This is a genomic window from Zobellella denitrificans (genome assembly GCF_002237365.1).
GTDB lineage: Bacteria > Pseudomonadota > Gammaproteobacteria > Enterobacterales > Aeromonadaceae > Oceanimonas > Oceanimonas denitrificans.
In genome coordinates this window covers 1-22,056 of record NZ_NMUO01000018.1, presented here as the reverse complement: position 1 = coordinate 22,056, position 22,056 = coordinate 1, and the positions used below count along the sequence as shown (strand labels likewise).

Here is a 22,056-nt window from a genome sequence, read left to right as displayed (position 1 = left end):
GCCCGGGTTTCCGGTGCGCTCAAAAAGGCCAGGCTCTGCTCCAGCAGCCGGGCGCCCTCGGTGGTCATGATGGATTCGGGATGAAACTGAAAGCCCAGTACCCGCTTGGCGGTATCCTGCACCGCCATGGTCATGCCCTGGTAGTCGGCGATCACCGACAGGCTGGTGGGGATCCTGGTGCCCACCAGCGAGTGGTAGCGGGCCACGGGCAGGGGGTTGGGCAAGCCGGCGAAAACGCCCTTGCCGCTGTGGCTGATGAGCGAGCTTTTGCCGTGCTTGATTTCACCGGCGTTTTCCACCTTGCCGCCATAGTGTTCGACCAGCGCCTGATGGCCCAGGCAGATCCCCAGTATGGGGAAGCGGCCGATGCAGGCGCCGATCAGGGCCGGCATGTTGCCGGCCTGGCTGGGCGTGCCCGGGCCAGGCGACAGCACCAGGATGGGCCGTTCGCATTGCTCCATGGCCGCCACCAGCTGGGGCACGGGCACCGTATTGCGGTAGATGCGCACGGTGGCGCCCAGGCTGCGGAACTGGTCGACCAGGTTGTAGGTAAAGGAGTCGTAGTTGTCGAGCAGGAAAATGGTGTTAGCCATGGGTCACCTCCGCCAGGGTCTTGCCGTGGGCCAGGGCGATGGCATTGAGCACCGCCGCCGCCTTGTTGCGGGTTTCGTCCGCTTCCGCCTGCGGTTGCGAGTCGTACACCACGCCCGCGCCGGCCTGCACATGGGCCTGGCCAGCGCTTACGAAGGCGGAGCGGATCACGATGCAGGTGTCCATGTCGCCCAGGCCGTTGAGGTAGCCCACGGCGCCGCCGTAGCTGCCCCGGCGGCGGCGCTCCACCTGGCGGATAAGCTCGCTGGCGCGGATCTTGGGGGCGCCGGTGAGGGTGCCCATGTTCATGCAGGCCTGGTAGGCGTGCAGGGCGTCCAGATCGGCGCGCAGGGTGCCCACCACCCGGGACACCAGGTGCATCACGTGGCTGTAGCGGTCCACGCTCAGCAGATCCTTCACATAGCGGCTGCCCGGCTCGCTGATGCGGGCGATGTCGTTGCGGGCCAGATCCACCAGCATCAGGTGCTCGGCGGTTTCCTTCTCGTCCCGGCGCAGCTCCAGCTCGATGCGGCCGTCCAGATCCAGGTTGACGCTGCCGTCCGGGTTGAAGCCGCGGCGGCGGGTGCCGGCGATGGGGTACATTTCCACCTGGCGGCTGGCGTGGTCGAACTTGACCGAGCTCTCGGGGCTGGCGCCGAACAGGATGAAGTCCTGATCGTTGACGTAGAACATGTAGGGGCTGGGGTTGGTCTGCTTGAGCTTGCGGTAGGCGGCCAGGGGGCTGGGGCAGGGCAGGCTGAAACAGCGGGAAGGCACCACCTGGAAGATGTCGCCCACCATGATGTGACCCTTGAGGGTGTCCACGTCGGCGCGGAACTCGGCATCGCTCTTGTTCACCTGCACCTGGCCGGTGAAGGGCAGCTCCGCCAGGGGGTCGGCGTGGACCTCGCCGCAGGCGGCGGCCAGTTGCCCGAGGCGGGCCTGCAGCCGGCCCTGCTCGGCGGGATCGAACACGCAGGCGGCCAGTTGGCAGCGTTCCTGCAGGTGATCCAGGGTGATCAGGGTTTCGGCCAGGTAGAAGCTGAAGTCGGGGCAGTGGTTGATGCCCTCGGGCACCTCGGGCAACTGCTCGAAGGCGGCGATGAGATCGTAGGCGAAGGTGCCGGCCATAAACAGGTGCTGCTGGCCCTGGTCGGCGGTGAAGCGGGTCAGGATAAGGCGCAGGGTTTCCAGCACCGAGGGCGCCTTGAGCCGGCTGTCTTCGTCCAGGTTGGCATCGGCGGCCGGCACCGTCACCACCAGTGTGTGGGACTGGCGTTCGCCGCCGAGCTCCTGCTCGACCAGATCCAGGGCGGGCAGGCCGTTGGCGTTGAGGGCGGTGAGGGTGACGCTGTGGTGATCGCATACCAGCCGGACACAGGCGTCCAGCATCAGCAGGCTCTGGGTACCGGCCTTGGTGTCGATTTCGGCGGACTCCAGCAATACGCTGTTGTCACCGGGACGGGTGAGCGCGGCGAACAGGGCGAGGGGGTCGCCGGTATAGGGGGCATCTTGCAGTAATACGTGGAGCTGACCATGCGCCATGGGGTATTCCTTGTCTGGTTAATGTCTGTCGTCAGGGATTTGCAGTATCACCTGGCTGGCAATGTCGTCATCGGTTATGGATACAAAGGCCGGTTGCGGCGTCATCAACAGGATTTGGGGTTGCCATCGCCAAAAAAGGGTCCGGGTCGGTTTCATCGCATCACCTTTTGCTGGATAATAAAAAAGCCCGCGAGGTCGCGGGCTTTTATGTGTGCTGAGACTTTAAGACGAATACAGCAATTCACACCACCCGCTTTCAGGGAGTGTGCCACCACCAGATGGTCAGAGTGGAAATTTGCCGAAACATCGCGCTCTTCTCGTCAATCAGAAACTGGATACAGTTAAACGATATTCGGGGGTGCAAGTCAACCCCGACCACAGGATTTTTTATGCGAATCGACCTGCACTGCCATTCCACCGCCTCCGATGGCCGGCTCAGCCCCACCGAGCTGCTGGCCCGGGCCGCGGCCCAGGAGGTGGAGGTGCTGGCCCTGACCGACCACGATACGGTGGCCGGGCTGATTGAAGCGCGGCAGGCGGCCGAGTTGCACGGTATCCGGCTGGTGGACGGGGTGGAAATCTCGGCCCTGTGGGAGCACAAGGAAATCCATGTGGTGGGCCTTGCTATCGATCCCCTGCATGACGGGCTGGGTCAGTTGCTCGCGGCCCAGCAGCGGCGGCGCGAGGCCCGCGCCCGGCTGATGGCCGAGCGGCTGGAAAAGGCGCGCTTTCCCGGCGCCTATGAAGGGGCCCGGGCCATCGCCGGCGAGGCGCCCATCACCCGTACCCACATGGCCCAGTGGCTGCTGGAGCAGGGGGCGGCGGACTCCATGGGCAAGGTGTTCCAGAAGTTCCTGAGCCGGGGCAACACCGGCTATGCGCCGCCGGACTGGTGTTCGCTCGCTGAGGCGGTATCCACCATCCAGCAGGCGGGCGGGGTGGCGGTGCTGGCCCACCCCACCCGCTACGACCTGTCCAACAAGTGGGTCAAGAAGCTGCTGGCGGCCTTCGCCGAGGCGGGGGGCGACGCCATGGAGGTGTCCATGGCCCAGCAGAGTCCCCAGGAGCGTGCTAACTTGGGACAGTGGAGCAAGGATTTCGGCCTTGCGGCCTCTGTTGGCTCCGATTTTCATTATCCCAGCCATTGGCGGGAACTGGGCCGGCAGTTATGGCTACCCAAAGAAGCGAGCCCCGTGTGGGAGCGTTTTCTCTAAAAATCATTCCGGGAGGAATTATGAGTCAGTATTTCGAAATTCACGCCGACAATCCCCAGGCCCGCCTGATCAACCAGGCGGTGGCCATCGTACGCCAGGGCGGGGTGCTGGTATATCCCACCGACTCCGGCTACGCCATCGGCTGCCTGGTGGGCGACAAGAACGCCATGGAACGCATTTGCCGCATCCGCAAGATTGAAAAGGATCACAACTTCACCCTGGTGTGCCGCGATCTCTCCGAGCTGTCGTTTTACGCCCGGGTGGAGAATACCGCTTTCCGGCTGATGAAGAACAACACCCCCGGCGCCTATACCTTTATCCTGCGCGCCACCAAGGAAGTGCCCAAGCGGCTACAGAACCCCAAGCGCAAGACCATCGGCCTGCGGGTGCCGGACAACGCCATCAGTCTGGCGCTGCTCGAGGCCCTGGGCGAGCCGCTGATGTCCTGCAGCCTGATCCTGCCCGGCGAGGAGGAGGCCGAATACGACCCCCAGGTGATCCGGCAGCGGCTGGAAAAGCTGGTGGATCTGATCATCGACGGCGGTGTGCTGGATCCCAGACCCACCACTGTGGTGGATCTCTATGACGATGTTCCCGTTATCGTGCGCCAGGGCGCGGGCGATAGCCGTCCCTTTGAATAAGTGAATGACATGACTGAGAAACTGCAAAAAGTACTGGCCCGGGCGGGCAAGGGATCCCGGCGCGAAATCGAGGCGCTGATAAGCATGGGACGGGTCAGCGTTAACGGCAACGTGGCCCACCTGGGCGACCGGGTGACCGGCAGCGAGCAGATCCGGGTAGATGGCCATATCGTGGAAACCCAGCCCCAGGGCGAGATCATCTGCCGGGTGCTGGCCTATCACAAGCCGGAAGGGGAGGTGAGCACCCGCAAGGATCCGGAAGGGCGCCCGACCGTGTTCGACCGCCTGCCCAAGCTGCAGGGCGCGCGCTGGGTGGCGGTGGGCCGGCTGGACGTGAACACCTCCGGCCTGTTGCTGTTCACCACCGACGGCGAGCTGGCCAACCGGCTGATGCACCCGCGCCATGAAATCGACCGGGAATACGCGGTGCGGGTGTTCGGCGAGGTGGACGAGGGCATGATGCAGCGGCTGCGCAAGGGGGTGATGCTGGAAGACGGCGAGGCCAAATTCGAGACCCTGAAGTACAGCGGCGGCGAAGGCATGAACCACTGGTTCCACGTCACCCTGAAGGAAGGCCGCAACCGGGAAGTGCGCCGGCTGTGGGAATCCCAGGGGGTGCAGGTGAGCCGGCTGATCCGGGTGCGTTACGGCAAGATCGACCTGCCCCGTACCCTGCCGCGGGGCGGCTGGGCCGAGCTGCCCCTGGAGCAGGTGAACTACCTGCGCCGGGAGGTGGGGCTGGCGCCGGAGGAGCAGAGCAAGGTGGACGTGCACGCCGCCGAGCGCTACAAGCAGGTGGCCCAGATCCGCAAGGCGGTGCGCAAGCACAATTCCCGCATGAAGAGCGCCGGCACCGGCGCGGCACCCAAGAAGCCGGCCCCCGCCCGCCCGCGCAGCACCGGCCAGCGGCAAAAGCGCAAAACCAGGATGTGAAAGCAGCGCTAAGCTGGATGCCTGAAGCGTGAAGAAAAACGGCGCCGGGAGTCATCCCGGCGCCGTTTTTGTTGGTTTTTCGAGGTTTTGTGGGGCGCGGGCGGCTCGCCCGCCTTTGCCGCGCAGCGGCAGGCCCTGGTATTTGAGCGCCCTGCGGGCGCTAATGCAGGCGGGCCGCCTGCGCCCCATCATCCCGCCTTACGCCTCACGCTTCACGCCAGTCAGGCTTCGGTGGCGAATTCCCGCCGGGAAAAGGCCACCCGCTCTTCCGGCGACATGGTCACCTTCTTGCCGAGCTTTTCGATTTTCTTCAGCCTGGGCACCAGGCCGGCGGCGTTGGCGGTCTGGATGGCGAGCCCCGGACGGGCGTTCAGCTCCAGCAGCATGGGGCCCTTCTGTTTGTCGAGCACCATGTCGGTGCCGATATAGCCCAGCCCCGACATCTCGTAGCAGGAGGAGGAGAGGTTGAGCAGCTCTTCCCAGTAGGGCACCTTGAGTTCGAGCAGATCCCGGCCGGTATCCGGATGATAGCGGATGGGCAGGTTGAACTGCACCGCGCGGATGGCCCGGCCGGTGTTGATGTCGAGCCCCACGCCCACGGCGCCCTGGTGCAGGTTGGCCTTGCCGTCGGAGGCGTCGGTGGACAGCCGCATCATGGCCATCACCGGAAAGCCCTTGAACACAATCACCCGGGTATCGGGCACGCCCTCGTAGGAAAAGCCGTCGAACACGTCGTCGAAGTTGATCAGCGCCTCGATCAGGGCCACGTCGGGCTTGCCGCCGAGGGAAAACAGGCCGGCCAGGATGTTGGAGATGTGCCGCTCCAGATCCCCTATGGTCTCGACCTTGCCGCTCGGCTTGACGAAGTTGGTCCTGTCGTGGCGCTCGATCACCACTATGCCCTTGCCGCCGGAGCCCTTGGCGGGCTTGATGCAGAAGCCCGGCCAGTCCTTGACCAGATCCCAGAGATGGGACACCTGGTGCTGGAACTCGATCACGCCGACCAGCTCCGGCACCGTCACCCCGGCATCCAGGGCTATCTGCTTGGTTTTGAGCTTGTTGTCCACCAGCGGATAGAGCCGGCGCGGGTTGTAGCGGCTGATATAGGAAATGTTGCGCTTGTTCATGCCCATGATGCCCATGCGGCGCAGGGCAAAGGGAGAGGCGTATTTTTCCAGCAGGCTCTTAAACATGTTTCTGCTCATCCACCAGCGGCTTGAAGCGCTTGAGCTCGGTCAGGCGGTAGCCGGTATAGTTGCCCAGCAGCAGCACCAGGGACATGACGATCAGCTGCAGCCCGAGGAAGTTGAAGGTGAGGTGGCGGATCACTTCGTTGTTCATGGCCAGGAAGGCCGCCACCGCCACCAGCAGCGAGCCGCCACCCTGTTTGACCACTTCCTTGGCGCCTTCTTCCTCCCACAGTATCGACATCCGCTCTATGGTCCAGGCCAGGATGATCATGGGGAAGAAGGTGATTTTCATGCCCTCGGTCAGGCCCAACTGGTAGGCGACGATGCTGAAGAAGCCGATCATGCCGATGACCATGATGATCACCGCCGAGATCCTCGCCACCAGCAGCAGGTTGAGGTGCGAGAGGTAGGAGCGCAGCACCAGGCCGGTGCCGACGATCAGCAAAAAGCCGACCAGGCCGGTGAGCAGGCTGGTCTGGATAAAGGCCATGGCGATCAGCACCGGCATAAAGGTGCCCGAGGTCTTGACGCCGACGATGATGCGCAGGAACACCACCGCCAGCACGCCGATGGGGATCAGCAGTATGCCCTTGAACAGCGCCTGCTCTTCCAGCGGCAGGTTGTAGAGGGAGACGTTGATCCACTCGGGTTGATCGAACTTCTGCGCCAGGGCCACGTTCACCGGCTGCTCCTGTTGCAGCATGGTGAAGGTGACGCGGGAGTTGCTGCCGCCCACCAGGTCCAGCACCGGTGCCGAGCTGTATTCCCACAGCAGCAGGTTCTCCTGGTGGCCCTGGCGGCCGCTGGCCGGATGGAACACCTCGTACCTGTCGCCCTCGTAGACCTGCACCAGATCGATAAGCGTCTGGCGGCGGCGGCCGTCTTCCAGTTGCAGGCCCTTGAGCAGGCGGGCCGGCACCCCGGCCCGGTGCAGCAGATCCACCAGCAGGGGGCCGGCGGACTTGTACTGGGCCAGCAGCTCGGCGTTCTGGCCCCGGTTGTTCAGTTCCTTGAGCAGCTCCCGGGTGAGGGTGATGCCGTCGGAGGAACGTTCCTGGGCGATGGCCAGCACCTGATCCATGGCGGTGGCATAGGGCTCGGGCACCTGGGGCCGGGGCACGGCCGGGATCTGGCTCGACAGCATCCCCTTGGCGAAGGGATCCCGCATCATGTCGACCTTGTAGTACAGCTCCTGCAGGCCGGTGGCGGAGCGGATGGACCACTCGGCCCGGGTGCTGCCATTGGCCTCGACAAAGGACAGGCCGTAACCGGGGGAGGCGGCGGACTCGTTCATCAGGGTAAAGCCGGGCTGGCTGCCGGGAATGGCCAGGGAGGCCTTCACCGGCCGGCCGGAGGCTTCGAATTCCACCTTGGCTTCGATGGACCAGATCTGGCGCTTTTCACCGGGCAGCCAGGGCACTTCGTACACGAAATGGCGATGCAGCATCAGTGCCAGGCCGACCAGGAAGAGGGCGGCCACGATCAGATAAAAGGGCTTGCGTGAGTACATGGCGTGGTTTACTCGTTGGAAGAAGTCGGACGCTTGGGCTTGCCCTGCACGTTCTGGCGGGCAATATCCACCACGGCAATGTCTTTCAGGAACTCGCGCCCCAGCAGCACCGGATAGGTCATCTGGGACCTGTCGGTCAGGGTAAATTCGGTGCGCTCCGACAACCGGCCGAGGCGCAGGGTGAGGGCCACCACGGGACGCCGTTCGGTGTTGTCGGCGGAGGCCTGGCGAATGCGCACGTAGCGTACCAGCGGGGTTTCCACCGGCAGCTTCTCGTCCACCCCTTCATGAGCCAGATTGAAGCTGACCCAGGGGTTGCCGTCGCGCTCGAATACCGTGATGTCCTGGGCGCTGAGGGAAGAGGTGGTGGCGCCGGTGTCGATGCGCGCCGGGAAGTTGTCGTTGACCGCGTCCAGCCAGATTTCCTCGGTTTCGCCCACGATCAGCTTGCCGTCCCGGGTTTCGTTTTCGGGGTAGTCTCCCGGGGCTGCGGGCGGCGGTGGCGGCAGCGGCATGGCGAGCTGCGGCTCCTCGAGTTGCTTTTTCAAGGTCTTGAGCTCCTGTTGCAGGGCGGTCATAAAGGCATGGTGATTACTGCTGAGCTGGGTGTTCTGCTGGAACATGGTATCCACCAGCCGGGCCTCCAGGCTGGCCAGCGAGGCCTGCAGCTGCTGCTCGGATACGGGCATGGGCTCGGGCTGCGCGTCCACCTCTGATGTGCGGCTGACGCAGGCGGTCAGCAACAGGGGTAATACCAGCGATGTCGCGACTTTATTCATAATGTCCCTCTTGTGATTGATACTGTGGGTCCACCGGCTTGTTGGCGATGATGATCGCCCGCTTGGGCGCCGGGTAGCCTTCAATGGTTTTGGCGGTGTCGCTCGGGTCGAGAAAATCCGCCAGTGATTCGTTGCGCATCCAGTCGGTGCGCCGCTGTTCTGCCAGGCTGGTCGGGCTTTCGTCGACCACCCTTATCCCTTCGAAACCGCATTTCTCCAGCCAGCCGACCAGGGCGGCGCTGCTGGGGATGAACCAGACGTTGCGCATCTTGCCGTAGCGCTCGCCGGGCACCAGTACCTGGTGTTCGTCGCCGTCGATGACCAGGGTTTCCAGCACCAGTTCGCCGCCGCCGCGCAACTGGGCCTTGAGCTGCAGCAGGTGATCGATGGGTGAGCGGCGATGGTAGAGCACGCCCATGGAAAACACGGTGTCGAAGGCGCGCAGCTCGGGCAATTCCTCGATACCCAAGGGTAATACCTGAATCCCTTTATAACCATTGGCGAAATGTTTTACCGCCTCGAACTGGCACAGGAACAGCTGGGAGGGATCTATGCCCACCGCCATTTCGGCGCCGGCCCCCATCATCCGCCACAGGTGGTAGCCGCTGCCGCAGCCCACGTCCAGCACGTAACGGTACCTGAGCGGACTGATGTGCTCCTTGAGCCGATCCCATTTCCAGTCTGACCGCCATTCGGTGTCGATATGGATACCGTGGATGTCGAAGGGCCCCTTGCGCCATGGGTGGAACTGGCGCAGCAGGCTCTCTATCTTTTTCCGTTCGCCGTCGGACACTTCGCCGGGGCGACCGAGGTGGACGCCTTCGGCCAGCTCGATATGGCCGGTGGCCACCTTCGGCAGCTTGTGCAGGGCACGAACCCAGCGGGCAAAGTCGCCGTGCAGGTGTCGTTTCTGCCAGTCGTGCAGCTGTCCCGGCAGGCAGTGCAGCCAGTGTTGCAGCCGGCTCTTGGCGATCTGCTGGTAAAAGTCGCTGAAATCGATCATTTGACGGCGACCATGGAGCCGAAGTTGAAGCACTGGAACCACAGGTCCACGTGGGCAAAGCCGACCCGGGCCAGCCTTTCCTTGTGTTGCTCGGGGGTGTCCGGGCGCAGCACCTTTTCCAGGGCGGTGCGCTTCTGGCTGATCTCCAGCTCGCTGTAGCCGTTGGCGCGCTTGAAGTCGTGGTGCAGATCGATCAGCAGCTCGTTGACGGTGTCGTCGGCGCTTCTGAACTTCTCGCTCAGTATCAGGACGCCGCCCGGGTTCAGTCCCTGATGGATTTTTGCCAGCAGCGCTTCCCGGCGCTCGGGGGCGATAAACTGCAGGGTGAAGTTGAGCACCACCACGGAGGCGTTGTCGATGGCGATATCGCAGATATCCGCCTCCACCAGTTCCACCGGTACCTCGGATTTGTACGAGGCCAGGTGGCCGCGCGCCCGCTCCAGCATGGCGCTGGAGTTGTCGACGGCGACGATGCGGCACCCCGGCTGCGTCAGGTTGCGGCGCATTTCCTGGGTGGCGGCGCCGAGGGAGCAGCCCAGATCGTACAAATGGGTGCCGGGCCGGGCGAAGCGGGCCGTCATCATGCCGATGGCGGAAATGATATTGGAATAACCGGGCACGGATCGTTTGATCATGTCCGGAAACACCTCGGCGACTTTTTGGTCAAAGCAGAAATCACCGAGCTGGGCGATGGGCGCGGCGAAAATATGATCTTTTGCTTGCATGGTTCTATTGGTTACGACCTTGGCTCACGGCAGCAATGGCTGCACTGAATGGTCGATATTGTAAAAGAAGCGCAGGGTGTTGTCTTGCGGGCGGCAAAGAGGCGCGACAAATTATTTTTCGCCTGGCGGCGTGAGGCGTGAGGCGTGAGGCGTGAGGCGTGAGGCGTGAGGCGTGAGGGGGAAGTCCTTCACTCCTCACCCAATTTAGAACAACTCGCCCTGGGGAGCCGGCGCCTGGCCGGGAAAGGCGGGCAGGGGGGCGCCCAGGGCGTCGGCCATCTCCGCCGCCAGTACCGGCGCCAGCCGGTTGTCGGCGGTGTGCACAAACAGGTAGACCGACTTGCCCTGGTCGAGCCAGGCGCGCAGGCGCGGCAGCCAGGGCTGCCAGTAGGGCTGGTTGTAGCCGGGCTCGGGATGGCCGATAAAGCGCACCATGGGGCAGTCGCCCGTGCTGATGACATGCACCGGCACCTTCGGCTTCTTGGCCTGGGCATCCATCAGGGCCGGGGTGTCGGGCGGGCAGGAAAACACCGGGCGCGAGTCCATGATGATGCGGTTCACGCCCTGCTCCAGCAGCAGCCGGTTGAGCCTTCTTTCCGCCTCGCCCTTGGCGAAAAAGGCGGGGTGGCGCACCTCCACCCCGTAGCCGAAGTCCCGGGGCAGGGCCTTGAGCAGGGCCGACAGCCCCGGCAGTTGCTCCGGCCCCGAGGATTTGGGCAGTTGCAGCATCAGCATGCCGAGCTTGGGGTGCAGGGGGGCGAGGTGGTCGATAAAGTCCAGCGCCGCCCGGATGTTCTCCTCCAGCCGGCCCTGGTGACTGACGAAGGAGGGAAACTTGAAGGTAAAGCGGAAATGGGCCGGGGTCTGGGCTTCCCAGCGCAGCAGGCTGTGGCGGTCGGGCACGCCGTAGAAGCTGGTATTGCCCTCCACGGTGTTGAACACCCGGGCATAATCCCCCAGGTGATCGGCGTTTTTCAGCCCCCGCCGCAGCAGGCTGCCGGGCCAGTCGGGATGGGACCACTGGCTGAGGCCCAGATATAACGGCATATCTCTCCTATCAAGCTGGAAGCTGGAAGCCGGAAGCAACACGGCGGTGATTGTAAATGCTGATGCCGGTCCGACATCATGTGCGGTCTGACCTGCAACCGCGGCGCTGAATCCGCCGACTCCTCGAGCGTCTTCCCGCTTCCAGCTTCCGTCTTAAATCTTACCGCCACCGCGCAGTGGTGGCGGTAAGATTTTACCGCCCTTCGGGTTTCCGATTATACTAGCGCGCTATTCGCTGACAAATTCGGTCCCGCGGCCCGGGCGGTCGCGCGGCAATATCATTAGGAACAGATCCATGCGCACTATTTATTGCGGGCAGGTCAACGCTGCCCTGGTTGGCCAGAATGTGACCCTGAGTGGCTGGGTGCATCGCCGTCGTGATCTGGGCGGCCTCATTTTCATCGATATGCGCGATCGGGAAGGCATCGTCCAGGTGTTCTTCGACCCGGACAAGGCCGAGGCCTACGAGAAGGCGTCCGAACTGCGCGCCGAGTTCTGCGTGCAGATCACAGGCGTGGTGCGGGCCCGCCCCGAATCCCAGGTGAACAAGGACATGGCCACCGGCGAGGTGGAAGTCTTTGCCCACGAACTGACCATCATCAACAAGGCCGCCCCCCTGCCGCTGGATTTCAACCAGAACAACTCCGAAGAGCAGCGCCTCAAGTTCCGCTACCTGGACCTGCGCCGCCCCGAGCAGGCCCGCTTCCTCAAGACCCGCGCCAAGGTCACCAGCCGGGTGCGCCGCTTCCTGGACGAGCAGGGTTTCCTCGACATCGAAACCCCCATGCTGACCAAGGCCACCCCGGAAGGCGCCCGCGACTACCTGGTGCCGAGCCGGGTGCACAAGGGCCATTTCTACGCCCTGCCCCAGTCGCCCCAGCTGTTCAAGCAATTGTTGATGATGAGCGGCTTCGACCGCTACTACCAGATAGTCAAGTGCTTCCGCGACGAAGACCTGCGCGCCGACCGCCAGCCGGAATTCACCCAGATCGACGTGGAAACCTCCTTTATGACCGCCGAGCAGGTGCGCGCGGTGATGGAGCAACTGGTGCGCGAGCTGTGGCAGGATCTGGCCGGCCAGGATCTGGGCGCCTTCCCGGTGATGACCCATGCCGAGGCCATGCGCCGCTACGGCTCCGACAAGCCGGATCTGCGCATCCCCCTGGAACTGACCGACGTGGCCGATCTGCTGAAGAAGGTCGACTTCCAGGTGTTCGCCGGCCCGGCCAACGATCCCAAGGGCCGGGTGGCCGCCCTGCGCGTGCCCGGCGGCGCGGCACTTTCCCGCAAGCAGATCGATGAATACGGCAAGTTCGTGGGCATCTACGGTGCCAAGGGCCTGGCCTGGCTGAAGGTGAACGAGGCCGCCAAGGGCATGGAGGGCATCCAGTCGCCGGTGGCCAAGTTCCTGACCGAGTCCATCGTGGCCGAGCTGCTGGCCCGCACCGGCGCCCAGGACGGCGATGCCCTCTTCTTCGGCGCCGACTCCGCCAAGGTGGTGGCCGACTCCATGGGCGCCCTGCGCCTCAAGGTGGGCAAGGATCTGGGACTGCTGGAAAACAGCTGGAAACCCCTGTGGGTGATCGACTTCCCCATGTTCGAGGAAGAGGACGGTCGTCTCTACGCCATGCACCATCCCTTCACCGCCGCCAAGGAGGTCTCGGTTGCCGAACTGGAAGCCAGCCCGCTCGAGGCGGTGGCCAATGCCTACGACATGGTGATCAACGGCTACGAAGTGGGCGGCGGCTCGGTGCGTATCCACAACAACGAGATGCAGCAGACGGTGTTCCGCCTGCTCGGCATCGAGGCCGAGGAGCAGCAGGAGAAGTTCGGCTTCCTGCTGGAGGCGCTGAAATACGGCACGCCGCCCCATGCCGGCCTGGCCTTCGGCCTGGACCGCCTGGTGATGCTGCTCACCGGTACCGACAATATCCGCGACGTGATCGCCTTCCCCAAGACCACCACCGCCTCCTGTCTGCTGACCGATGCGCCCAGCCTGGCCAACCCGGACGCGCTGGCGGAACTGGCCATCGCCACCCGCCTGCCGGCGGCCCAGGCCGACAGGGCGGACGACTGAGGCATGGGCCACAAGCACCCGGAGTCGGTGCTGGTCCTCATTCATACCGAGGACCAGGTGCTGCTGCTGCAACGCAAGGACAACCCGGACTTCTGGCAGTCGGTCACCGGCAGCCTGGAGCCGGGCGAGAGCCGCTTTCAGGCGGCGGTGCGCGAGCTGGAGGAAGAAACCGGGATCAGGCTGGACGACGGCCTGGCGCTGGTGGAAACCGGCCACCGGGTGCGTTTCGAGATCTATCCCCGCTGGCGGCACCGCTATCGCCCGGGGGTCACCCATAACTGGGAATACGAATTCCGTTTACGCCTGCCGGCGCCCCGCGAGGTGCGTTTGAGCGAGCACCTGGCCCAGCGCTGGCTGCCCCTGGAGGACGCCCGGCGCGCCGCCAGCTCCTGGACCAACCAGGAGGCCATCGGCAGGCTGATCCAGAGCAAGCAAACCGGAGAATAACCTATGGCAGGTCATAGTAAGTGGGCCAATATCAAGCACCGCAAGGCGGCCCAGGATGCCAAGCGCGGCAAGATCTTCACCAAGCTTATCCGTGAACTGACCACGGCCTCCCGTGAAGGCGGCTCCGACGCCGCCTCCAACCCGCGGCTGCGCGCCGCCATCGACAAGGCGCTGTCCAACAACATGACCCGGGACACCATCGACCGGGCGATCAAGCGCGGCGCCGGCGAGCTGGACGGCCAGGTGCTGGAAACCATCGTCTACGAAGGCTACGGCCCGGGCGGCACCGCCGTGATGGTGGAATGCATGACCGACAACCGCAACCGTACCGTGTCCGAGGTGCGCCATGCCTTTTCCAGGAGCGGCGGCAACCTGGGCACCGACGGCTCCGTGGCCTACCTGTTCGAGAAGAAGGGCGTGATCAGCTACCAGGACGCGGAGGAAGAGGCGGTGATGGACGCCGCGCTGGAGGCCGGCGCCGAGGACGTGGTGGTGAACGACGACGGTTCCATCGACGTCTACACCCAGTGGGACGAGTTCGGCGCCGTCAAGGATGCCCTCGACGCCGGCGGCCTGGTCGCCGACAACGCCGAGGTGACCATGATCCCTTCCACCAGGGCGGAGCTGGACGAAGACACCGCGCCCAAGCTGCTCCGGCTTATCGACATGCTCGAGGATCTGGACGACGTGCAGGAGGTCTACCACAACGGCGAGATCTCCGATGAAGTGGCTCAAAAGCTCTGAAGCCTGAAGCCTGAAGCCTGAAGCCTGAAGCTGGAAGAAGTTCCTGCTTCTAGCTTCTAGCTTCCGGCTTTATTGATATGTCCATTATCCTCGGCATCGATCCCGGCTCGCGTATCACCGGCTATGGCGTGGTGCGCCAGACCGGCAACAGGATGGAATACCTGGGCTCGGGCTGTATCCGCATGGGCGACGATGAGCTGGCGCCCCGGCTGAAGAAGATCTACGACGGGGTGAGCGAGATCATCCTGCAGTTTCGGCCCGAGCTGTTCGCCATCGAGCAGGTGTTTATGGCGCGCAACCCGGACTCGGCGCTGAAGCTGGGCCAGGCCCGGGGCGCGGCCATCGTCGCCGCCGCCAACGCCGGCCTGGAGGTGGCGGAGTATTCCGCCCGCCAGATCAAGCAGGCAGTGGTGGGCACCGGCGCCGCCGACAAGGCCCAGGTGCAGCACATGGTGGTCAAGCTGCTGACGCTGCCGGGCACGCCCCAGGCCGATGCCGCCGACGCCCTGGCGGTGGCCCTGTGCCATGGTCACACCCGCCAGAGCCTGATCAGCATGTCCGGTCAGGTACGTGGCACGGTGAGAAAGCGGTTTCGCTGACGCGCGGCCGCGCAAGCTGGAAGCGTGAAGCCGAAAGCTGGAAGTGGTGTTGCTGGGAGTAGTACGCCGTGTTTGTGAGGCTGTGTTTTGTCTAGAAGTGAGTCACTCCCGCGCAGGCGGGAGTCCATCCCGCAAACAAAGCCGAATCCAAAGAGACGGTTCAATATTTCCAAACAGCTTCGATCTGCTTCCAGCTTCTAGCTGATGGCTTCCAGCTCAGGTGCATGGATATTTATCCAGTTATTTATTATGCTTGGCGCCACACAGATTGGTTAGCGGGGAGCCCCAGTGATAGGTCGGTTGAAAGGTATCATCAGCGAGAAGCAGGCGCCGGAGATCCTGCTGGATGTGAACGGGGTGGGCTACGAGGTCACCCTGCCCATGAGCTGTTTCTACGAACTGCCCAAGGTGGGTGAGGCGGTGACCCTGCTCACCCACTTCGTGGTGCGGGAAGACGCCCAGCTGTTGTTCGGTTTCAACACCAAGACCGAGCGGGCCCTGTTCCGGGAGCTGATCAAGACCAACGGCGTCGGCCCCAAGCTGGCGCTGGCCATCCTCTCCGGCATGACCGCCGATCAGTTCATCTACAACGTGGAGCAGGGGGAGATCGGTGCCCTGGTCAAGCTGCCGGGGGTGGGCAAGAAGACCGCCGAGCGGCTGATCGTGGAGATGCGCGACCGGCTCAAGGGCTTCGGCGGTTACGATCTGTTCAACCCGGCGCCCGAGTCGGCGACCTCCGCGGTGCTGGCCGACAGCGCCCGGGACGAGGCCGTGGCCGCGCTGCTGGCGCTCGGCTACAAGGCGGCCCAGGCCGAGCAGGCGATGAAGAAAATCGCCAGGCCGGAGATGAACGCCGAACAACTGATCCGCGAAGCCCTGCGGAGCATGGGATAAGCCATGATAGAAGCGGACCGTTTTATCAACCCGGCCCCCCGGCGGGAAGAGGAAGCCATCGACAGGGCCATCCGCCCCAAGGCGCTGGCGGATTACCGGGGCCAGGATCATGTGCGCAGCCAGATGGAAATCTTCATCGAGGCGGCGCGCCGGCGGGAAGAAGCCCTCGATCACCTGCTGATCTTCGGCCCGCCGGGGCTCGGCAAAACCACCCTGGCCAATATCGTCGCCAATGAGATGGGGGTGAACATCAAGACCACCTCTGGCCCTGTGTTGGAGAAGGCCGGTGATCTGGCGGCCATGCTCACCAACCTGGAGCCGGGCGACGTGCTCTTTATCGACGAGATCCATCGCCTGAGCCCGGTGGTGGAGGAAATCCTCTATCCGGCGATGGAAGACTACCAGCTCGACATCATGATAGGGGAGGGGCCGGCGGCCCGCTCCATCAAGCTCGAACTGCCGCCCTTCACCCTGGTGGGCGCCACCACCCGCGCCGGCTCCCTCACCTCGCCGCTGCGCGATCGCTTCGGCATAGTGCAGCGGCTGGAGTTTTACCAGGTGGCGGATCTGGCCCATATCATCAGCCGCAGTGCCGACAAGCTGGGGCTCGATATCGACGATGACGGTGCCTTTGAAATGGCGCGCCGGGCCCGGGGCACGCCGCGCATCGCCAACCGGCTGCTGCGCCGGGTGCGGGACTTCGCCGAGGTCAAGGGCAGCGGCAGCATCGACGCCGCCATCGCCGCCCAGGCGCTGGACATGCTGGACGTGGACAAGCAGGGCTTCGACTACATGGACCGCAAGCTGCTGCACGCCGTGCTTGACAAGTTCATGGGCGGTCCGGTGGGGCTCGACAACCTGGCGGCGGCCATCGGCGAGGAAAAGGAAACCATCGAGGACGTGATTGAGCCCTACCTTATCCAGCAGGGTTTTTTGCAGCGCACTCCCCGGGGTCGCGTCGCCACCCCCAGGGCCTACCTGCACTTCGGCTTTGATCTGCCGGAACCGTAACGGCAGCTGGAAGCTTGAAGCTTGAAGTCGATCGAGAGGTGGGTAGGCTCGGCTTCCCGCTTCCCGCTTCCCGCTTCCCGCTTCCCGCTTCCCGCTTCCCGCTTCCGGGTCAGCCGGTGTCGTGGCTGTCCGGGGCCATCTTCTTTCCCTCCCATGACTCGGGTATAGTATGCCCATCTTTTGAGCCTCGCGGCCGAGTAGCCGATGTCTGATACGAACTTTTATTGGCCGGTGCGTATCTACTACGAAGATACCGATGCCGGTGGTATCGTTTATAACGCCAACTATCTGAAATTCATGGAGAGAGCGCGCACCGAGTGGCTGCGCAGTCAAGGGATTGAGCAAGACGGGTTGTTGGAGCAGGGGGTCGCCTTTGTGGTGCGGCGTGTCGAGCTGGATCTGCGCAAGCCGGCGCGCTTCAATGATGCATTAAAAGTCACCGTGACGGTGAAAATGCTGAAACGAGCCTCTATTGTGTTTGAGCAGGAAATTCTGGATGATGCGGGCCTTTGTCTGGCCAGGGGCGAAGTACTGATCGCCTGCGTCCAGATTGCTCAAATGAAACCTTTTGCCATTCCTGAGCCGCTGATGGGAGTATTGTCAGGTGCACGCTGAAATATCGTTTATAGGTCTGTTCTTGGAGGCCAGCCTGCTGGTCCAGCTGGTGATGCTGACCCTGATGGGCTTCTCCGTCCTGTCCTGGGCGCTGATCATCAATCGGCGCAAGGTGCTGACCACGGCCCGGGATGACGCCGAAACCTTCGAAGAAAAGTTCTGGTCCGGCTCCGACCTGAGCCGCCTCTACCACGAGAGCAACGCCCGCCGCGACAGCCTGGCCGGCATGGAGCAGATTTTTTACGCCGGCTTCAAGGAATTTGTGCGCCTGCAAAAACAGGGCCGTGCCCAGGACAGCATACTGGAAGGCACCTACCGCACCATGCGGGTCGCCCTGTCCCGGGAAGTGGACCGGCTGGAGACCAACCTGTCGCTGCTGGCCACCATCGGCTCCATCAGCCCCTATATCGGCCTGTTCGGTACCGTCTGGGGCATCATGAACGCCTTTATCGCCCTGGCCGAGGTGCAGCAGGCCACCCTGGCGATGGTGGCCCCCGGCATCGCCGAGGCGCTGATCGCCACCGCCATGGGCCTGTTTGCGGCCATACCGGCGGTTATCGCCTATAACCGCTTCAGCTATCAGGTAGAGCGGCAGGAAAACCACCTGGCCAACTTCATGGACGAATTCTCTACCATCCTCAACCGCCAAGTGATGACAGGTAACAACTGATGCACGGCTATCAGCGCAGGCGTCGCAAAAGCGTTGCCGAGATCAACGTGGTGCCCTATATCGACGTCATGCTGGTGCTGCTGATCATCTTTATGGCCACGGCACCGGTGATCACCCAGGGGGTCAAGGTGGATCTGCCCCAGGCCCAGGCCGAGATGCTGCCGGAAGACAGCGAAAGGCCGCTGGTGGCGTCCATCGACGCCGAAGGCCGGTATTTCCTGGACGTGGGCGACAGCCGGGACGAGGCGGTGGATCTGCTGGAGCTGGCCACCATGGTGCAGGATCAGCTGAGAACCACGCCGGAAGCGCCGGTGGTGGTGAAGGGCGATGCCAATGTACGTTATGACGCCGTGATCCAGCTGATGGCGACCCTGAAGGCGGCCGGGGTGCCGTCCGTCGGCCTCATGACCCAACCGGAGCAGTAGCGGACTCATGACCGAGAACGAGGGCATTCGCAAGCCGTTACTGATCTCGCTGGCTCTGCACCTGACGATCGGGATCTTTTTCCTGGTGGGCGTCAATTTCAATGCGCCCAAGCGGCCGACCCAGGCGGTATCCATAATCGAAGCTACCATGATAGACGATGGCATGGTGGCGGCCCAGGCGCAGCAGCTGGCCGACATGCAGGCCAAACAGCAGCAGGCCCAGGCGGCCGAACAGGCACGGCAGGAAGCCGAACAGCGTGCCGCCGAAGAAGCCGAGCGGCAGGCGGCACAGCAGCGGGCGGCAGCAGAGGCGGCCCGCCAGGCCGAACAGCAGAAGGTAGTGGCCGAGCAACAGGCTCAGGCCGAGCGTGAACGCCAGCAGGTGGTAGAGCAGCAGCGCAAGGCCGAGGAAGCCCGCAAGGCGGAAGAGGCGCGCAAGGCGGAGGAAGCCCGCAAGGCCGAGGAAGCGAGAAAGCAGGCGGCCGCGGAGCAGGCACGCAAGGCGGAAGAGGCGCGCAAGGCCGAGGAAGCCAAAAAGCAGGCCGAAGCCGAGCAACAACGCAAGGCAGAAGAGGCGCGTAAAGCGGAAGAGGCGCGCAAGGCCGAGGAAGCCAAAAAGCAGGCCGAGGCCGAGCAAAAACGCAAGGCGGAAGAGGCTCGCAAGGCTGAAGAGGCGAAAAAGCAGGCCGAGGCCGAGCAAAAGCGCAAGGCGGAAGAGGCTCGCAAGGCCGAAGAGGCGAAAAAGCAGGCGGAAGCCGAACAGAAGCGCAAGGCCGAAGAGGCGAAAAAGCAGGCCGAGGCCGCGCTGAAGCGCGAACAGGAGCAGGCGCTGAAGGATCTGGAAGCCCTGATGGGCTCGGGGCCGACCGGCTCCTCCTCTTCTTCCGCGGCCGCGGCGGGCGAGGTGGATCGCTATACCGGCATGATCATCGCTGCCATTCAGCGCAACTGGCTGGTGGGGCCGACCATGGTCGGCAAGCAGTGCCGGATCAATATCCGGGTGGCGGCCGACGGCCTTATCCTGCAGATTGGCCAGGGCCAGGGTGACGGGGAAGTGTGCCGCTCGGCGGAGCTGGCTATCCGCAAGACCGGCACCCTGCCGATGCCGAAGGATCCGGAAGTGAACCGACAATTGCAAAACCTGAATTTAACGCTGATACCGAGGCTCTAGTGATGACAAAAAGATGGTTGTGGTTATGGCTGCCGCTGCTGCTGCTCGCAGGCCGGGCTCAGGCGGCGCTGGATATCATTATTACCGGCGGCATCGACAGCGCCCGTCCGGTGGCGGTGGTGCCTTTTCAATGGACCGGGGGAGGGGCCATGCCCCAGGATCTGGCGGAGGTGATCGCCAGCGATCTGCGCAACAGCGGTATGTTCCGTCCGCTGGATCGTGGCAGCCTGCCGCAGCAGGTGGCCCAGGCCAGCCAGCTCAACCCCGCCCTCTGGGGTTCCCGCCAGGTCGAGGCGGTGGTGGTGGGCACCATTGAGCCGGCCGGTGGCGATCAGTACCGCATCAGTTTCGAGCTGGCCGATGTGCTGGACAGGAACGGCGCCCAGCTGCTTGAAAGCCGCAGCGCCACCGTGCCGGCGGCCCAGCTGCGCCAGTACGCCCACCGCATCGCCGATATCGTGTTCGAGAAGCTCACCGGCATCAAGGGCGCCTTCCTCACTCGCATCGCCTACGTCAACGTGCAGCACGGTGCCCAGTACCCCTATCAGTTGATGATCGCCGACTACGACGGCTTCAACGAGCAGGTGCTGCTGCGTTCCCGCGAGCCGCTGATGTCGCCGGCCTGGTCGCCGGACGGCCGCCGGTTGGCCTATGTGTCCTTCGAGAACAAGAAGGCCGAGGTGGTGGTGCAGGACATCTACAGCCAGCAGCGTCAGGTGGTCAGCTCCCAGCCGGGCATCAACGGCGCGCCCCAGTGGTCGCCGGACGGCAGCCGCCTGGCCCTGGTGTTGTCCCGGGACGGTCAGCCCGAAATCTATGTGCTCAACCTGGCCAGCCGCCAGTTGACCCGGGTGACCAATAACCGCACAATCGACACCGAACCGGCCTGGTCGACGGACGGCAATGCCCTTTTCTTCGCTTCCGAGCGGGGCGGCCGGCCGCAGATCTACCGGGTCGATCTGGGTTCGGGTGACACCCGTCGTGTCACCTTCCAGGGGGATATGAATCTAGGACCCAGCGTGACCAGAGACGGCAAGAGCCTGGTGCTGGTCAGTCGCTCACAGGGACAGTACCGAATTGCCCGTCAGGAGCTGGATAGCGGTCATATGCAGGTGTTAACTGAAACCCAGCTTGATGAATCGCCAAGCCCGGCACCAAACGGCACCATGATCATCTATAGTACTACCTATCAGGGCCGCCAGGTGCTGTCCCTGGTGTCTATGGATGGTCGCTTCAAGGCCAGGCTGCCCGCACGAAGCGGTGATGTTCGTGCACCGGCATGGTCACCGTTCCTTAACTAAACCATTGCAATTTCTAAGGAAAAATGATGCAAATGAAAAAACTGCTTCAGAGTCTGGCGGTAGCGCTGCCCATGTTGACCCTGGCCGCATGTAGCTCCACCAGTGATTCCGATGCGATGACCGGTACCGCGGGCAGCGGCTATCAGGACGGCGTACAGACCGGCGGTGTGGGCGGTGCCATGTCTGCCGATGAGCAGATGCGCCAGCAGTACGAAGCCCTGCGTCGCGAGAACGTGATCTACTTCGAGTTCGACCGTGACGAAGTGACCGGCCACTACGCCCAGGTACTGGAAGCCCACGCCAGCTTCCTGCGTTCCAACCCCTCCGTCAGCGTGCTGGTGGAAGGCCATGCGGACGAGCGCGGCACTCCCGAGTACAACATCGCCCTGGGCGAGCGTCGTGCCAAGGCCGTGACCAGCTACCTGCAGAGCCTGGGTGTGAACGGTGCCCAACTGGCCATCGTCAGCTACGGTGAGGAGAAGCCGGTAGATACTTCTCGCTCCGAAGCCGGTTTCGCCAAGAACCGCCGCGCGGTTCTGGTTTACTAAGGTTTAAGTCGACCCTATGAAGATTAATTTAGCGGCCATTTCGATGGCCGCTGTTTTATCCACCTCCAGCTGGGCCCAGGCACCGGTGACGAGCGTGGGTGGCAGCGGCTCCGTCAATGATCGCCTGGCTGAACTGGAGCGCGCCTTCAACGCCCGCAGCCAGGCCCAAATAGACCAACAGCGCCAGCTGAACGGGTTGCAGCAGGAAGTCAGCGAATTGCGCGGCCTGCTGGAAGAGCAGAGTTACCGGCTGGAGCAGGTGATCGAGCGCCAGCGCGCCATACTGGCGGCTCAGCAGGATGCGGCCCAACAGCCGGCCCCGGCGCCGGCGGCGCCTCAGCCGAGCGGCGCCCAGAATGGCGGCCAGGCCCAGGGC

Annotated in this window: 23 protein-coding genes, 1 pseudogene and 1 other annotated feature; of the genes and pseudogenes, 16 read left to right on the top strand and 8 right to left on the bottom strand. The window is 63.7% G+C overall.

Annotated elements, in window-relative coordinates; translation table 11 throughout:
- Nucleotides 1-8: 8 nt before the first annotated feature.
- Together CGX12_RS20195 and CGX12_RS06030 are read right to left on the bottom strand one after the other, a co-directional pair.
- Nucleotides 9-593 (bottom strand): annotated as a pseudogene (locus CGX12_RS20195) (aminodeoxychorismate/anthranilate synthase component II); the annotation flags it as partial.
- The gene (locus CGX12_RS06030; protein ID WP_094038991.1) at nt 586-2,136 is read right to left on the bottom strand and encodes an anthranilate synthase component 1; all 1,551 of its coding nucleotides are present in this window, start codon (nt 2,134-2,136) and stop codon (nt 586-588) included. The pseudogene CGX12_RS20195 and the gene CGX12_RS06030, both read right to left, overlap by 8 nt.
- Nucleotides 2,137-2,313: 177 nt before the next feature.
- Nucleotides 2,314-2,416: a sequence feature (Trp leader region), on the bottom strand.
- A gap of 109 nt (nt 2,417-2,525) precedes the next feature.
- Between CGX12_RS06030 and rnm the strand changes: the two genes are divergently transcribed.
- From rnm to rluB, 3 genes are read left to right on the top strand one after another with little or no spacing between them, the layout of a single operon-like run.
- Nucleotides 2,526-3,350 carry an RNase RNM gene (gene rnm / locus CGX12_RS06025; protein WP_094038990.1) on the top strand — a complete coding sequence of 275 codons (825 nt, stop codon included), beginning with the start codon at nt 2,526-2,528 and terminating at the stop codon, nt 3,348-3,350.
- A 20-nt stretch (nt 3,351-3,370) separates the two neighbouring features.
- Complete coding sequence (locus CGX12_RS06020) at nt 3,371-3,991, top strand: L-threonylcarbamoyladenylate synthase (protein WP_094038989.1); 621 nt, start codon at nt 3,371-3,373, stop codon at nt 3,989-3,991.
- A gap of 9 nt (nt 3,992-4,000) precedes the next feature.
- Nucleotides 4,001-4,924 (top strand): 23S rRNA pseudouridine(2605) synthase RluB, encoded by a 924-nt coding sequence (rluB, locus tag CGX12_RS06015; RefSeq protein ID WP_094038988.1) that lies wholly within the window; start codon nt 4,001-4,003, stop codon nt 4,922-4,924.
- A 221-nt stretch (nt 4,925-5,145) separates the two neighbouring features.
- Here the strand turns inward: rluB and CGX12_RS06010 are convergent, their stop codons facing one another.
- From CGX12_RS06010 to CGX12_RS05985, 6 genes are all read right to left on the bottom strand, one after another.
- Nucleotides 5,146-6,117 carry an alpha-L-glutamate ligase-like protein gene (locus tag CGX12_RS06010; protein WP_094038987.1) on the bottom strand — a complete coding sequence of 324 codons (972 nt, stop codon included), beginning with the start codon at nt 6,115-6,117 and terminating at the stop codon, nt 5,146-5,148.
- Nucleotides 6,110-7,624: an inactive transglutaminase family protein gene (locus CGX12_RS06005; protein WP_094038986.1), complete on the bottom strand. Its 1,515-nt coding sequence runs from the start codon at nt 7,622-7,624 to the stop codon at nt 6,110-6,112. Before CGX12_RS06005 ends, CGX12_RS06010 begins: the two co-directional genes overlap by 8 nt.
- An 8-nt stretch (nt 7,625-7,632) precedes the next feature.
- The gene (locus tag CGX12_RS06000) at nt 7,633-8,403 is read right to left on the bottom strand and encodes an ATP-dependent zinc protease family protein (protein WP_094038985.1); all 771 of its coding nucleotides are present in this window, start codon (nt 8,401-8,403) and stop codon (nt 7,633-7,635) included.
- Nucleotides 8,396-9,406 carry a tRNA 5-methoxyuridine(34)/uridine 5-oxyacetic acid(34) synthase CmoB gene (gene cmoB, locus CGX12_RS05995; protein ID WP_094038984.1) on the bottom strand — a complete coding sequence of 337 codons (1,011 nt, stop codon included), beginning with the start codon at nt 9,404-9,406 and terminating at the stop codon, nt 8,396-8,398. Before cmoB ends, CGX12_RS06000 begins: the two co-directional genes overlap by 8 nt.
- A complete protein-coding gene (cmoA, locus tag CGX12_RS05990) occupies nt 9,403-10,131 on the bottom strand; it encodes a carboxy-S-adenosyl-L-methionine synthase CmoA (protein ID WP_094038983.1) in 729 nt (242 codons plus the stop codon). The genes cmoB and cmoA overlap by 4 nt, the downstream gene beginning before the upstream one ends.
- 204 nt (nt 10,132-10,335) lie before the next feature.
- Nucleotides 10,336-11,178 carry a DUF72 domain-containing protein gene (locus CGX12_RS05985; protein ID WP_094038982.1) on the bottom strand — a complete coding sequence of 281 codons (843 nt, stop codon included), beginning with the start codon at nt 11,176-11,178 and terminating at the stop codon, nt 10,336-10,338.
- A 295-nt stretch (nt 11,179-11,473) separates the two neighbouring features.
- Between CGX12_RS05985 and aspS the strand changes: the two genes are divergently transcribed.
- The 13 genes from aspS to CGX12_RS05920 form a co-directional block, all read left to right on the top strand.
- On the top strand, nt 11,474-13,255 hold the full coding sequence (gene aspS / locus CGX12_RS05980; RefSeq protein ID WP_094038981.1) for an aspartate--tRNA ligase: 1,782 nt from the start codon (nt 11,474-11,476) through the stop codon (nt 13,253-13,255).
- A gap of 3 nt (nt 13,256-13,258) precedes the next feature.
- Nucleotides 13,259-13,702: a dihydroneopterin triphosphate diphosphatase gene (gene nudB / locus CGX12_RS05975; protein ID WP_094038980.1), complete on the top strand. Its 444-nt coding sequence runs from the start codon at nt 13,259-13,261 to the stop codon at nt 13,700-13,702.
- A 3-nt stretch (nt 13,703-13,705) separates the two neighbouring features.
- The gene (locus tag CGX12_RS05970; protein WP_094038979.1) at nt 13,706-14,446 is read left to right on the top strand and encodes a YebC/PmpR family DNA-binding transcriptional regulator; all 741 of its coding nucleotides are present in this window, start codon (nt 13,706-13,708) and stop codon (nt 14,444-14,446) included.
- 77 nt (nt 14,447-14,523) lie between these two features.
- Nucleotides 14,524-15,045: a crossover junction endodeoxyribonuclease RuvC gene (gene ruvC / locus CGX12_RS05965; RefSeq protein WP_094038978.1), complete on the top strand. Its 522-nt coding sequence runs from the start codon at nt 14,524-14,526 to the stop codon at nt 15,043-15,045.
- Between the two features lie 288 nt (nt 15,046-15,333).
- The gene (gene ruvA / locus CGX12_RS05960) at nt 15,334-15,939 is read left to right on the top strand and encodes a Holliday junction branch migration protein RuvA (RefSeq protein ID WP_094038977.1); all 606 of its coding nucleotides are present in this window, start codon (nt 15,334-15,336) and stop codon (nt 15,937-15,939) included.
- A gap of 3 nt (nt 15,940-15,942) precedes the next feature.
- Nucleotides 15,943-16,950 carry a Holliday junction branch migration DNA helicase RuvB gene (ruvB, locus tag CGX12_RS05955; RefSeq protein WP_094038976.1) on the top strand — a complete coding sequence of 336 codons (1,008 nt, stop codon included), beginning with the start codon at nt 15,943-15,945 and terminating at the stop codon, nt 16,948-16,950.
- A gap of 204 nt (nt 16,951-17,154) precedes the next feature.
- Nucleotides 17,155-17,565 carry a tol-pal system-associated acyl-CoA thioesterase gene (ybgC, locus tag CGX12_RS05950; RefSeq protein WP_094038975.1) on the top strand — a complete coding sequence of 137 codons (411 nt, stop codon included), beginning with the start codon at nt 17,155-17,157 and terminating at the stop codon, nt 17,563-17,565.
- Nucleotides 17,555-18,235, top strand: coding sequence for a protein TolQ (tolQ, locus tag CGX12_RS05945; protein WP_094038974.1), 681 nt, complete (start codon nt 17,555-17,557; stop codon nt 18,233-18,235). Before ybgC ends, tolQ begins: the two co-directional genes overlap by 11 nt.
- Nucleotides 18,235-18,660, top strand: a complete 426-nt coding sequence (tolR, locus tag CGX12_RS05940; protein WP_094038973.1) for a protein TolR — start codon at nt 18,235-18,237, stop codon at nt 18,658-18,660. The genes tolQ and tolR overlap by 1 nt, the downstream gene beginning before the upstream one ends.
- 7 nt (nt 18,661-18,667) lie before the next feature.
- Complete coding sequence (gene tolA, locus CGX12_RS05935) at nt 18,668-19,831, top strand: cell envelope integrity protein TolA (protein WP_094038972.1); 1,164 nt, start codon at nt 18,668-18,670, stop codon at nt 19,829-19,831.
- A 2-nt stretch (nt 19,832-19,833) separates the two neighbouring features.
- Nucleotides 19,834-21,132 carry a Tol-Pal system beta propeller repeat protein TolB gene (gene tolB, locus CGX12_RS05930; RefSeq protein ID WP_094038971.1) on the top strand — a complete coding sequence of 433 codons (1,299 nt, stop codon included), beginning with the start codon at nt 19,834-19,836 and terminating at the stop codon, nt 21,130-21,132.
- A gap of 26 nt (nt 21,133-21,158) precedes the next feature.
- A complete protein-coding gene (gene pal, locus CGX12_RS05925; protein WP_094038970.1) occupies nt 21,159-21,680 on the top strand; it encodes a peptidoglycan-associated lipoprotein Pal in 522 nt (173 codons plus the stop codon).
- A gap of 16 nt (nt 21,681-21,696) precedes the next feature.
- A partial coding sequence (locus tag CGX12_RS05920; RefSeq protein WP_142995580.1) for a YbgF trimerization domain-containing protein occupies nt 21,697-22,056 on the top strand: 360 nt, incomplete at its 3' end.